10 protein-coding genes are annotated in these 13,128 nt (G+C 67.0%); 5 read left to right on the forward strand and 5 right to left on the reverse strand.

The features are described from left to right. The first annotated feature begins 4 nt into the window (after positions 1-4). The 4 genes from AC0IYS_RS20875 (at position 5) to dbpA (ending at position 5,289) form a co-directional block, all read left to right on the forward strand. A complete protein-coding gene (locus AC0IYS_RS20875) occupies positions 5-1,600 on the forward strand; it encodes a hybrid sensor histidine kinase/response regulator (RefSeq protein WP_471706989.1) in 1,596 nt (531 codons plus the stop codon). A gap of 144 nt (positions 1,601-1,744) precedes the next feature. Continuing rightward, the gene (locus tag AC0IYS_RS20880; protein ID WP_471706990.1) at positions 1,745-3,406 is read left to right on the forward strand and encodes an acid phosphatase; all 1,662 of its coding nucleotides are present in this window, start codon (positions 1,745-1,747) and stop codon (positions 3,404-3,406) included. 127 nt (positions 3,407-3,533) lie between these two features. Then, positions 3,534-3,758, forward strand: coding sequence for a hypothetical protein (locus AC0IYS_RS20885; RefSeq protein WP_315215088.1), 225 nt, complete (start codon positions 3,534-3,536; stop codon positions 3,756-3,758). Between the two features lie 91 nt (positions 3,759-3,849). After that, on the forward strand, positions 3,850-5,289 hold the full coding sequence (gene dbpA, locus AC0IYS_RS20890) for an ATP-dependent RNA helicase DbpA (RefSeq protein WP_471706991.1): 1,440 nt from the start codon (positions 3,850-3,852) through the stop codon (positions 5,287-5,289). Between the two features lie 9 nt (positions 5,290-5,298). Here the strand turns inward: dbpA and AC0IYS_RS20895 are convergent, their stop codons facing one another. From AC0IYS_RS20895 to AC0IYS_RS20910, 4 genes are all read right to left on the reverse strand, one after another. Further along, complete coding sequence (locus AC0IYS_RS20895) at positions 5,299-6,585, reverse strand: hypothetical protein (protein WP_471706992.1); 1,287 nt, start codon at positions 6,583-6,585, stop codon at positions 5,299-5,301. 307 nt (positions 6,586-6,892) lie between these two features. Further along, complete coding sequence (locus AC0IYS_RS20900) at positions 6,893-7,966, reverse strand: c-type cytochrome (protein ID WP_471706993.1); 1,074 nt, start codon at positions 7,964-7,966, stop codon at positions 6,893-6,895. Continuing rightward, the gene (locus AC0IYS_RS20905; RefSeq protein WP_471706994.1) at positions 7,963-9,732 is read right to left on the reverse strand and encodes a GMC family oxidoreductase; all 1,770 of its coding nucleotides are present in this window, start codon (positions 9,730-9,732) and stop codon (positions 7,963-7,965) included. Before AC0IYS_RS20905 ends, AC0IYS_RS20900 begins: the two co-directional genes overlap by 4 nt. Beyond that, the gene (locus AC0IYS_RS20910; protein ID WP_471706995.1) at positions 9,732-10,478 is read right to left on the reverse strand and encodes a gluconate 2-dehydrogenase subunit 3 family protein; all 747 of its coding nucleotides are present in this window, start codon (positions 10,476-10,478) and stop codon (positions 9,732-9,734) included. Before AC0IYS_RS20910 ends, AC0IYS_RS20905 begins: the two co-directional genes overlap by 1 nt. 229 nt (positions 10,479-10,707) lie before the next feature. On the opposite strand from AC0IYS_RS20910, the gene AC0IYS_RS20915 reads away from it, so the two are divergent. Further along, the gene (locus tag AC0IYS_RS20915; RefSeq protein WP_471706996.1) at positions 10,708-11,457 is read left to right on the forward strand and encodes a hypothetical protein; all 750 of its coding nucleotides are present in this window, start codon (positions 10,708-10,710) and stop codon (positions 11,455-11,457) included. Positions 11,458-11,469: 12 nt separating this feature from the next. On the opposite strand, the gene AC0IYS_RS20920 is transcribed toward AC0IYS_RS20915, so the two are convergent. Next, positions 11,470-13,068 carry an amidase gene (locus AC0IYS_RS20920; protein WP_471706997.1) on the reverse strand — a complete coding sequence of 533 codons (1,599 nt, stop codon included), beginning with the start codon at positions 13,066-13,068 and terminating at the stop codon, positions 11,470-11,472. Between the last annotated feature and the right edge of the window lie 60 nt (positions 13,069-13,128).

Below are 13,128 nucleotides of genomic sequence, written 5' to 3' on the forward strand. Positions count from 1 at the left end.
CCCCATGCGCGAGCGCCGCAGTTCGGCCTGGGACCTGTGGGAGGACGCGCCGTGCGGCCTGCTGATCGCCGCGCCCCACGGCACGCTGTTGCGCGCCAACGCCACCGTGTCGCGCTGGCTGGGCTACGATTTGGCCGAGCTGATCGGCCATAAGCGATTTCCCGACCTCATGCCCATGGGCGCCCGCGTGTTCTTGCAAACCCATTGGACGCCGCTGCTGCAAATGCAAGGCTCGGTGTCCGAGGTCCAGCTGGACCTGCTGCACAAGGACGGACGGCGCATCCCGATGATGCTGAGCGCGATCCGGCGCGAGCGCAACGGCGTGGTGCAGGATGAAATCGCGCTGTTGATGGCGGCCGATCGCAAGCTCTACGAGCGCGAGTTGCTGGCGGCGCGCGCCAAGGCGGAGGCGGCCACCAACGACCTGGAACTGGCGCAGGCCCGGCTGCGCCAGGCGAACGACACCATGGCAGCCGACGACCGCCGCAAAGACGAATTCCTCGCCACCCTGGCGCACGAGCTGCGCAATCCGCTGGCACCGATGGCCAACGTCATCGCTACCATGGAATTGCGCGGCGCCGACGCGCCGCCGTCGGGGCGCGAGCTGGGGGTGCTGACGCGCCAGGTCGCGCAAATGACGCGCCTGGTGGACGACCTGATGAACGTATCGCGCATCAGCCAGGGCAAGATCGACCTGCGACTGGAACCGGCCGACCTGGCGCAGACGCTCAAGTTCGCCGTCGAAGAGGCGATGTCGTCGATCCATGCGGCCGGCCAGTCGCTGCGCATCGATCTGCCGGCCGGCCCGATGTGGGGCAACGTCGACCGGGCGCGGGTGACGCAGATCGTCGCCAACCTGCTCAACAACGCCAGCAAATACAGCCACCGGGGCGCCTATATCGAACTGGTCGCGCACGTGTCCGACGGCAGCGCGGTGATCCAGGTGATCGACGACGGCATGGGCATCCCGGCGGACCAGCTCGGCAATATTTTCGACATGTTCTCGCAGCTCACTCCGGCGCTAGACCGCGCCCAGGGCGGCTTGGGGATCGGCCTGTCGCTGGTGAAGGGCCTGGTCGCGCTGCATGGCGGCGAGGTCTCGGCGCACAGCGCCGGTGTCGGCCATGGCAGCTGTTTCACGGTCCGCCTGCCCTTGATCGAGCCGCCAGCGGACGCGGTGGAAGAGGAACCGGCGCCGCCGCCCGCAACTAGCAGCTTCGCGGCGAGCATCGTCATCGTCGACGACAATGTCGACGCGGCCGAGACGCTGGCGGCGGCGATGGAAATGCTGGGCTACAGGACGATCGTCGCCAACAATGGGCAGCAGGCCTTGCGCGCGATCGCCGAGTCGCTTCCGCAGGCCGCCATCCTGGACATCGGCCTGCCGGACATGAACGGCTACGATCTGGCGCGGAAGATCCGCAGCGAGCCGTGGGGCTGCGAAATCGCGCTGGTCGCCGCGACCGGCTGGGGCCAGGAATCGGACAAGCAGGCGGCCAGGGACGCCGGCTTCGACCTGCATTTCACCAAGCCGCTGGATTTCATGAAACTGGACCAGCAACTTCGGCCGTTAATGCCAAACGTCGGGGGTCAAGTCTGACATTCCGACACGTGCTGAACATTATTACTGACGAGGGCGTGTACGAATGTCAGACTTGACCCCCGAAGGTATTTTTACATTCCGACATATTCATTTGCCCCTGCAAATGCCACAATCATGCTTTTTGGCAGCTCAGGAGGCATAGTGAAGCATACGGACCCGGTCGAAACACAAGCGCAGCAGGACGCACCCGCCAACCCGGCGCGCCGCCGCATCTTCCAGGCCGCCGCCGCGACCGGCCTGGCCACTTCCCTGCCCGTCCTGAGCGAGGCCGCGACCGTCAAGCCGCCGGTCAAGGGCTCGCTCGACGCCAAACTCAAGGCCAGCGTCAAGAACGTGGTGGTGATCTACCTGGAAAACCGCAGCTTCAACAACCTGTTCGCCAACTTCCCCGGCACTGCGGCGCCCTTGTCGGCCGCGCCGGCAGCCGCCTGCCAACAGCGCGACCGCAACGGCGCCGTGCTGCCGGCCCTGCCCAAAATCTGGGGCGGCATGGTGCCCACGCCGCAGGACATCGGCGGCAAGAAATACGTGCTGAAGGAAGACGACATCAGGGACTTGCCGAACGCGCCGTTCAAACTGGCCGACGTCGAAGGCAAGCCGCTGCCCGAGGCGGTCATCACGCGCGACCTGTGGCACCTGTTCTACCAGAACCAGATGCAGATCAACGGCGGCAAGAACGACGGCTTCGCCGCGTGGGGCAACACCGGCGGCATGGTGATGGGCTACTACGGCGAAACCAGCAAAAATCTCGGCCTGTGGAAGATCGCCGAGCAGTACACCTTGTGCGATAACTTCTTCATGGCGGCCTTCGGCGGCTCCTACCTGAACCACCAGTTCCTGATCACCGGCCGCACGCCCGAGTACTTCAACGCGCCGCAGACCGCCGCCAAAAAGAAGATCGCGGTGCTCGACGACGGCCCCACCGGCATGCGGCTGAGCGTGACCAAGGACAGCCCGGCGTCGGCGATGGACGGCATGCCGCTCTACGTCAACAACGGCGCCATCACGCCGGACGGCTACGCGGTCAACACCATGGCGCCGCCCTACCAGCCGAGCTACATCCGCCCGGCCGCCGGTGGCGACAAGCTGCTGGCCGATCCCGACGACGCCGGCACCCTGCCGCCGCAAACCTACGACACCATCGGCGACCTGCTGTCGGCCAAGAAGGTCGGCTGGGCGTGGTACGGCGGCGCGTGGCAGGCGGCCCTCGACGCGCGCGGCGGCGGCGAAAAGCCCAACTTCCAGTACCACCACCAGCCATTTAACTATTTCCAGCAGTTCGCGCCGGGCACCGCCGCGCGCGCCGAGCACCTGCGCGACGCCGGCATGGGCGACAGTCCGATCTCGAACAAATTCATCGCCGACGCCATCGCCGGCAAGCTGCCGGCCGTGACCTTCTACAAGCCGCAAGGGAACCTGAACCTGCACGCCGGCTATTCCGACATCGAATCGGGCGACGCCCACATCGCCAACGTCATCGAGCACCTGAAAAAATCCCCGCAGTGGAAGGACATGGTCATCGTGATCACCTTCGACGAGAACGGCGGCTGGTGGGACCATGTGGCGCCGCCCAAGGGCGACCGCTGGGGTCCGGGTTCGCGCATTCCGGCCATCGTGGTCTCGCCATTCGCCAAGAAGGGCCAGGTCGACCACAGCTTCTACGACACCACGTCGATCCTGCGCTTCATCACCCGCCTGCACGACCTGCCGCTGCTGCAAGGGCTGAAGGTGCGCAACGAAGCCTTCGCGGCGCGCCAGGCGCCGCCGCCGGGCGACCTGACGGGGGCGTTGAGCTTCCGCTGAGATTCCCCTTGAGGCCGCGTGGGTATGCTACAATCGCGGTTATTACCTCACTGAGCCCGACTCCTGCAGCCGGGCTTTTGTTTTGAGCGGCGCATTTTCGATGGCGCCGTGGGCACGAGATTTTGAAATGAGAGATAAAAAAGATAACGCTACGTTCGACCTGCCCGGTTTCAGCCCGGCCGCGCCGCTCGAACCGGAAGCGAAGCGTCCACCGGCGCCCCGCGCCAGGCGCGCGCAGCTCAAGCAGGAACAACTCGAACTGCTCGAACCGACCGACGCCAGCGGCTTGCCGGTCTGGGTCCGCGACGAATCCCTGGACCTGACCGGCTTGCCGGTATGGGCGCCAAACTAAGCTTCACCACAATCACCACCGCACACAGCATCAGGGCCGGAACGGAGCCTGTTAGACTGTGCTTACGTCCTTTTTGAACAGGCCTGACATCATGACCTCCCCCGACACCACCACGCCGGATGGCGACAATACCGCCTTCGCCAGCCTGCCGCTGACCGCCGAATTCCTCGCCAACCTCGACTCGCTCGGCTACAAGTCGATGACCACCATCCAGGCGCAAAGCCTGCCGTCGGTGCTGGCCGGACGCGACCTGATCGCCCAGGCCAAGACCGGCAGCGGCAAGACCGCCGCCTTCGGCATCGGCATCCTGGCCAAGCTCAATCCAGCCTGGTTCGCCGTGCAGGCGCTGGTGCTGTGCCCGACGCGCGAACTGGCCGACCAGGTGGCCAATGAACTGCGCCGGCTGGCGCGCAGCACCGGCAACGTCAAGGTGCTGGTGCTGACCGGCGGCTCGCCGATGCGCCCGCAAATCGCCTCGCTCGAACACGGCGCCCACATCGTCGTCGGCACCCCGGGCCGCGTGCGCGACCACCTGGGCCGCAATACGCTGGACCTGACCAAGGTCGAGACCCTGGTGCTCGACGAGGCCGACCGCATGACCGACATGGGCTTCTACGACGAAATCGCCGGCATCGTGAGCGCCTGTCCGAAACGCCGCCAGACCTTGCTGTTTTCGGCCACCTATCCGGACGACATCCGCCGCGCCACCGATTCGTTCCTGGCCGATCCGGTCGAAGTGACCGTCGAGGCGCAGCACGACAACAGCAAGATCGAACAGCTGTTCTTCGAGATCGGCTTCGACCAGCGCACCGCCGCCGTCGGCAAGCTGCTGGGGCACTACAAGCCGGCGTCGGCGATCGCCTTTTGCAACACCAAGGTGCAGTGCCGCGAGCTGGCCGACGACCTGCGCGCCAAGGGCTTCTCGGCGCTGGCCTTGTTCGGCGAACTGGAACAGCGCGAGCGCGACGAGATCCTGGTGCTGTTCTCCAACCGCAGTTGCTCGGTGCTGGTGGCAACCGACGTCGCCGCGCGCGGCCTCGACATCCCGAATCTGGAGGCGGTGATCAACGTCGACGTCTCCAAGGACACCGAGGTGCACATCCACCGCGTCGGCCGCACCGGCCGCGTCGGCGAAAAAGGCCTGGCGCTGTCGCTGTGCGCGCCCAACGAAAAGAAATGGGTCAAACTGATCGAGGAATACCAGGGTTCGAAGGCCGAGTGGTTCGACCTCGATAGCCTGGACGGCGACGACTACGGCGTCGATCCGGCGCCGATGATGACCCTGGTGATCTCGGGCGGCAAGAAGGACAAGCTGCGTCCGGGCGACCTGCTGGGCGCGCTGACCGGCGACGCCGGCCTGAGCAAGGAACAAGTGGGCAAGATCAACGTGTTCGAGTTCCAGACCTACGTCGCGATCGACCGCCGCGTGGCCTACGAAGCGTTCGACCGCCTCAGCAAGAACAATCCGCTGGGCGGCGACTTCGGCGCCATCAAGGGCCGCAACTTCAAGATGCGCTTCATCGAGGCGTAAGCCGTCCGGCTAGCGCGCCGGCGCCGGCGCCGGTTCGCCGCGCGGCCGGTCGGCGCAGCACGGCTTGAGCAGCACCATCCCGGCGCTCGCTTCGGCCACGATCGCGCCGTTGTCGGAAATCGCCAACGCCGAGCCAACCACCAATCCGGCCGGCGCGTTGCGCAGCCGCGTGTTCAGATCGATCATCCCTTCTTGCGCGGTCCAGAGGAATCCCCGGTCCTGGCCCGCCGCGTCGCGCGACCTGCCGACCACCTGCCCCTTGTTGTTGACGTCGAACGCGATCGAAGCCGCCCCGCCCAGCGTGCCAAGATCGACCATGCCGCCCGCGCGCGTCCACGACATCGCGTGCTGGCGCTCATCCGGAAAGTTGATCAGGCCGGCGATGCGGCCATGGTCGTTCATCGCCGTGACAATCGACTCGCTGCCGCCGGCCGTGCCCAAGTCCTGCATGCCGGTGGCCGCCGTCCACAGGAAGGCGCGGATGAGCGCGGTCTCCCCGGACAACGACACATAGTTCCCGGCGACCTCGCCACCGACACCCACCACGCCTGCTGACGAATCGCCCTCTGCCAGCGTGTGGATGTCGACCATCCCCGTTTCGCGCCGCCAGACGAACGCGTGGCGCCGCCCGCCTGGCTGGTCCGACGCCCCGCCGATCACCCCGGCGTCGTTGATCGCATCGCCGAAGGAGATGCCTTCGAAGCCGGTGCCGAACGCGCCCAGGTCCTCCATGCCGTCCGCCACGCTCCAGCGGAACGCATGCGGCGGCACGGGTCCGTTGGCCCAGGAAGTTCCCGTGACCACGCCGTGGTTGTTGATGGCTGCGCCATCCGATTCGCCGTGCCCCGGCAACGCGCCCAGATCGATCATGCCGCCATCGGCATCCCAGACGAAGGCGTGGTGGTTCTCGGGGGTGAGGTAGGACCGGCCGACGATCTGTCCCGCGTCGTTCAACCCTTGGACCCAGGTGATCGAGCCGCCGAGCGTGCCGATATCGCGGACCCGGGCGCCGTCGTAGAAGAAGCCGCGCTGGCCTTCGGCGGTTGCCAGTCCGAAGGCGGCCTGATCGTTGGAATTGATGCGAGGAAGGCTGGTCAGAAGCGTCCCCGGGTGCAGTACGATGACCCGGTACAAGGCCGGCGCGGGGTACGCATTGGCTGATGCCGCGTCAAGCTGCCGCGCGTCTTGCGCCGTGGCCGGCGCGCTAACGCTCAACAGCGCCACCAGCAGGCCCGACAAAAACCGCGCGGCGCGCCCTGCCGGCTGTGGCGCCGGGCTTGCAAAGATGGATGGCATTCTTTTTCTCCTGATGAGTATGAGAAAACCGGTCGCGGCGGCGTTCGGGCCACCGTGATCGGACATGCCTTGAGTGTGGGGCGCGGGCTCGACGCAACCATGAACCGCATCAGTCAACTGCTTGAGGCAGATCAATGCGACGCGCCGATTGCCCAAACTAAATTGAGCCAGGAAAATTTGTTAGTACCGCTCCACGCGCGGCAGCAACGCCGTCAGCACGCCCAGCGGCAGACGGGAACCCAGCTTGTAGCCGTAGGCGACGCCGGCGACGTCGGCGATGTGGCCCATGTCGCGTCGCCAACCATGCTCAGCGACGCTGCGTCGGCGGCGGCGGGTTGCGGACGGGTTCCTGGGAGGATCGGGCCGGTCGCCCGCCCGGTTGCCCGGCCGGCTGCGTTTGGTTGCCTTGCGCGCCACCGCCGCCACCCTGGCCCTGGCTGCCGCCCGTCAGCGGTGCGCCCTGCTCGGTGCCCACGCCTTGCGGCGCGGCTGCGCCCGCGCGCGGACCGGAGGCGTCGGCCCGCGCCGCCACGGCCGGCCGCGCGACGGAACCGGCGGCGACATTGGTCCGCAACGCCGGCGCCTGCGCCGTCTGCGCTGCATAAAAAGCGGCCAGGGCAGCGACATCCTGCTCGCCCAGGCGCGCTGCGATGGTCGGCATCTGTCCGCTGGGATCGGTCTTGCGCGCCCCGCTCTTCCATTCGGCCATCGCCGCCGTCAAATAGGCGGCATGCTGGCCGGCCAGGTAGGGATAGGCCGGCGCCTCGCCCACGCCGTTGGGACCGTGGCAGTTGATGCACGCTTGCACCTGGAGTTTGTCGTCGCCCTGGTTGGCCAGCGCCAGCGCGCGTTTTTGCCGCGCGGCGTCCGGCTTGGCGGCGACTGCGCCCGGCTGCGCGCCCGCCGCCTTGCCCGGGTCGACACTGGCATACCACGCGCTGCTGTCGAGGCGCTGTTGCGCAGTCATCGCCTTGGCGATCGGCGACATCACTGGGTTGTCGCGGCGGCCATCCGCGAAGGCGCTCATCTGCCGTTCCAGATAAAACGGCGGCTGGCCCGCCAGACGCGGAAAACCGGCGGCAGCGTTGCCCTCGCCCTGCGCGCCATGGCAGCTGATGCACGCGGTGACGCCGTCGGCGCCCTGCTCGGCGAGCTGCCGTCCGCGTTCGGCCGAGGCCGGCTGCCGGGCTTGCTGCTGGGGCTGCCGGGGCTGCCGGGGCTGCTGTAATTGCTGCGGTGCCGGCTGCGCAGCGGGTGCCGGCGCGGGCGCCTGCCGCGCCAGCGCCGGCATCGCCAACAACGCCAGGAAGGCGACCAGCGCGGCCACCGCGCACGCGAACACCAGGCAACGGCCGGCAAACAACCAACGCCGGGCGTTCATGCCTGCACCATGGGGCCGGGCGACTTCAGGTAGCGCTGCACGATGGCCTCGGCCGCCATATAAGCGAGCGCGCCAACGGTGTCGGTTGGATTGTAGGACGCGTTCTGCGGGAAGTTGGAGGCGCCGATCACAAACAGGTTGGACACGTCCCAGCTCTGCAAATAGCGGTTGACTACGCTGGTGTTGCGGTCCGCGCCCATCACCGTGCCGCCGGTGTTGTGGGTGGTCTGGTATTGCGTGACCGTGTAAGGCCCCTTGCGCCCGGCCCCGTTGACCTGGCGCGCGCCCATCGCGCGGCCGATCTCGACCGCCTTGCCCGTGACGTAGGCCGACATGCGCAAATCGTTGGCCGGGAAGTCGAAAGTCATGCGCAGCAGCGGCAGGCCCCACGCGTCCTTGTAGGTCGGGTCGAGGTCGAGGTAGTTCGCGCGGTGCGCCATCGAACTGCCGTGAACGTTGAGCACCGACGTGTGGTTGTAGTGGCGAACCACGGCGCTTTTCCACTTGCCGCCCCACGACGGCGTGCCCGGCGGCGTCGGATGGAACTCGATCGGACGGCCGTTGGTCATCACTTCGCCGACATAGGCGCCGCCGATGAACTTGTGCGGTCCGTGATCGAAATTGTCGCCGACGAAATCGGCGATCACCGTCCCGCAGGCGCCCGAGCGCATGAAGGGATTGATGTTGGTCTTTTCGTCAAAGAACACTTGCACCGAGCTCATGGTTTGGTAGGCGTAGTTGCGCCCGACCGTGCCCTGGCCGCTGCGCGGATCGTACGGGGTGCCGATCCCCGACAATAACAGCATGCGCACGTTGTTGAGGGCGAACGAGCCCAGCACGATCAGCTTGGCCGGCTGCTCGAACTCGCGTCCGGCCGCGTCGACGTAGGTGACGCCGGTGGCCTGGCGCTTGTCCTTGCTCAGATTGATCCGCAGCACCTGTGCCTGCGTGCGCAAGGTGAAGTTGGGGTCCTTGAGCAGCACCGGCAGCAGGATCGTCTGCGGCGACGATTTGGCGTAGTGCTCGCAGGCGTAGCGCTCGCAGTAGCCGCAGAACATGCACGTGCTCAGCTGCATGCCTTCCGGATTGGTATACGGCTGGCTCAGGTTGGACGACGGTTGCGGAAACGGATGGTAGCCCTGCTGCGCGGCCGCCTTGCGGAACAGCGCCGAACCGTACGGCTCCTTCATGGGCGGGGTCGGATAGCCGCGCCGGCGCGCATCCTCGAACGGATTGCCGCCAGCGATTTTCTTGCCGCCGATGTTGCCCGCCAAGCCGCTGACGCCAAGCAGATACTCGAAGCGGTCGTAATGCGGCTCCATGTCGGCCGCCGTCACGCCCCAGTCCTGTATCGTCAGCCCGGGATCTGCAAAGCGCGCGCCATAGCGCTCGGTGGTCAGGCTGCGCATGCGAAAATCGCTGTCCTGGAAGCGGTAAGTCTGGCCGTTCCAGTGCACCGCCGCGCCACCCAGCCCCGTCCCCGGCAGAAAACTTTCCCACCGTCGGATCGGCAGCGCCACCTGGTCGGCCCGGTTGCGGAACGTCACCGCCTCCTTGGTGTTGTCCTGCATTAGTCCTTTGCGCACCGAGTAGCGCAGCTCGTCATGCATTTGCGGTCCCTGGAAATCAGGCACCGTGAATTGCGGCCGTCCGCGTTCCAGCCCCACCACTTTGAGGCCGGCGCGCGTCAGCTCGCGTCCCAGCATGGTGCCCACCAGTCCGACGCCGACCAGCACCGCGTCCACCTCCGCCAGTTTGGTCGCCATCACGCCCCCCGCTTGCCGGAGTGCTGCGTGGACACGGGATGCAGGTGGATGACACCGGCACCGTTGTCGCCCATGCTGATCGGCGCGCGCGTATAGGCCACGCCGTGCTGGTCAACCAGGTCGTAGAAGCTGGCGTAGGCGCCGGGAAAGCCGATCATCTTCCAGGACGCCATGTCCTTGTTGCCGCCGTAGACTGGATCGCTGAAGTAGCCCTCGATGGTGAGCGCCAGCAGCGATTCGAAAAACACATGGGCCGGCACGCCGTGCAGATCCTGCTTGCCGTTTTGCAGCGATTCGAGATACGCATCCTGGCGCGGACCGGGCAGCGTTTCGAAGGCGCCCTCCTTGCGGCCCTGCAGCTCTTCGCGCGCGCCGCGCAGCGCGTTGCGGAACAGCTCTGCCGGCGTGAACGGCAATTGATAGCCCTGGCTGGCGTCACCCGGCTGCCAGGGACCGCTGCGGTACAAGCGCTCGCCGGCGCCCCACGCGCCGGCCAGTTGCCGGTCGATGTACACCGGCACGCCGGCCGCGCGCGCGCCGGGGCCGTTGTCGTCCTCGGGAATCAGGCGCTCGGTGGCCGCTTCGATCCAGCGCATCTCTTCAGGGTTGAAAAACAACGCCGCGCCGGCGTGGGCGGCAGGCGTTGGCGCCGGCGCCGCCTGCGCGACCAGCGCCGGCGCCTGGGTCAGCGCGGCGGTGGCGCCGCCGGCCAGTTTGAAAAATCCTCGTCTGGAAATTTTTGTCATCGGGCCTCCTGCCGGGTGTCTGGGGAGGCCGCGCAAGCTAAACGTGGCGCGGCCGCGTCGTTAAATTGTATGAGCGGGCGACGCCGGTTCCGATTGAAACCGCGACAACGCCAGCAAAAAAGAAGCGGAGTGTGGCCGCCCGCGCCACAGGTTTTCCGGCGATCATTTAAAAACATGCACGCTGAAAAGATGGATAATGCGGGACGATGAAAACAGGAAAGGAAGAGCGATGCACAAGCTGATTGCGGAGCTGCGGCGTCTGTATTTAACCAATGACCGGCGCTACCCCGACGCCGATCTCGAGCGGCACCTGCGCGGCGAGCTGGGCATGGCCGTCGACCTGGCGGACGCCGAGGGCATGGCACGCGCGCTGGTGATCAACTTCGTCAAGCGCCCCGGCGACGAACACTGGAGTCAACTGTGCGCCACCGCCAACGCCCTGCAAACCGAACTCGGGCTGCCTGCGCCGGCGGTCAGCGTATCGGGCGGCGACAGCTATGGCTTGTGGCTGTCGCTGGAAAAGCCGGTGCCGGCGGCCCGCCTGCAACAGCTGAAAGCCTTGCTGCACCAGGCTTACTTTCCTGAACAGCCGCTCGAGCTCGACAACGCGGCGGTCGAATTGCCGCCATGCATACACCAGCCCGGCGGCCTGTGGGCGGCCTTCATCAATCCGGGCATGGGCGCCTCGTTCGCCGACGAGCTGGGGCTGGAGATGGCGCCGCCGCTGACGGCGCAGGTGGCGTTTCTGGAGGGACTGCGCGGCATCACCGGCGCCGAGCTGGAACACGCGCTCGCGGTGCTGCAGAAGCCGCGGGATGCGGGCGAGGCCTCAACGCCAGCGCCAGCGCCGATGCCGGCAGCCATCGTCAACCCGCGTGGCGACGACAACGGGCTGCTACTGAAGGACGCTTCGATCGAACAAATCGTCCGGCACCTGCAAGAGCGCAACATCGAACCGACCCTGCGCTTCCTCAAATAACGCTACGATAACTTATCTGACCGCCAGCGACACGCTGGGCGGGAACTGCGGCGCGCGCCGGTGCAGGGTGGCCTGCTCGTACGAGTAGGCCATGCGGATCAGCGCCGCGTCGCTGTAGGCGGCGCCGACGAACGACAGCCCGACCGGCAGGCCATGCACGTATCCCGCCGGCACGGTGATGTGCGGATAGCCCGCCACCGCCGCCGGCGACGAGAAGCTGCCGGTGAAATGGTCGCCGTTGACGAAGTCCGTCAGCCACGCCGGGCCGCCGGTCGGCGCCACCAGCGCGTCGAGCCGGTGTTCGCGCATCACGCGGTCGATGCCCTCGGCGCGCGCGTAGCGGTGGTTGTTGGCCAGCGCCTCGCGGTAGGCGGGCGTGTCGAGCCCGCCCTTCTGCTGCGCGCGCTCCAGCTGCTCCTGGCCGAAGTAAGGCAGCTCCTGCTGGCGGTGTTTCTGGTTGAAGGCGATGACGTCGGCCATGTTGGCCACCGACGCGTTGGGCGCGTACTCCTTCAGGTAAGCGGCCAGGTCGGCCTTGAATTCGTACAGCATCACCTCGGTCTCGGTCTCGCCGTACCTGTTCGCGTTTGGCACCTCGGTCTCGATCAGCACCGCGCCCTGCGCGCGCAGCTCGGCCAGTGCTTTTTCGATGACGGCGTCGACGTCGGCGTTCTCGCCGAAGAAGTTGCGCGCCACGCCGATGCGCGCGCCTTCCAGCCCGCCCGTGCGCAACGATTCCGTGTAGTCGCCGCCCTTGCCGGCGCCTTCCCTGGTGATCGGGTCCTTCGGATCGACGCCGCTGATGGCCGCCAGCATCAGCGCGGCGTCGGCCACGCTGCGCGCCATCGGGCCGGCCGTGTCCTGCGAATGGGCGATCGGGATGATGCCGCTGCGGCTCACCAGTCCCAGGGTCGGCTTGATGCCCACCAGGCCGCAGATCGATGCCGGCGAAACGATCGAACCGTCGGTCTCGGTGCCCACCGCCAGGGTGGCCAGGCCGGCGGCGATGGCCGCGCCGGAGCCGGAGCTCGAACCGCTGCAGTTGCGGTCGAGCGAATATGGATTCAACGTCAGTCCGCCGCGCGCGCTCCATCCGCTGACCGAATGCGTCGAGCGCATATTGGCCCACTCGCTCAAATTGGTCTTGCCGATGATGACGGCGCCGGCCGCGCGCAATTGCGCGGCGACGTGGGCGTCGCGCGCCGCCCGCACGTTCGACAGCGCCAGCGAGCCGGCGGTGGTGCTCATGCGGTCGCCGGTGGCGATATTGTCTTTTAATAGAACCGGGATGCCGTGCAGCGGTCCGCGCACGCGCTTCAGGTGGCGCTCGCGGTCCATCTCGAGCGCGATCTTGAGCGCTTCCGGGTTGATTTCGATGATGGCGTTGATGCGCGGTCCGGCCTTGTCGATGGTGCGGATGCGCGCCAGGTATTGCGACGTCAGCGCATGCGAGGTCAGCTTGCCGGCCTCCATCATCTGCTGTTGTTCGCGCACGCCGGCGTCGAGAATGCCGCCGGCATGCTTGCCGGCCGCCGCAGGCGCGGCCTGCGCCCGGGTTGCGCCGGCGGCGCCCGCCGCGACGCCGATTCGAACGAACTGCCTGCGATCCATACCGTCCTCGTGAATGGTAACCCTGATGATCCGGCGATCACCAATACGCAAAATTTGTTG

Source organism: Duganella sp. AC237 (genome assembly GCF_979254035.1).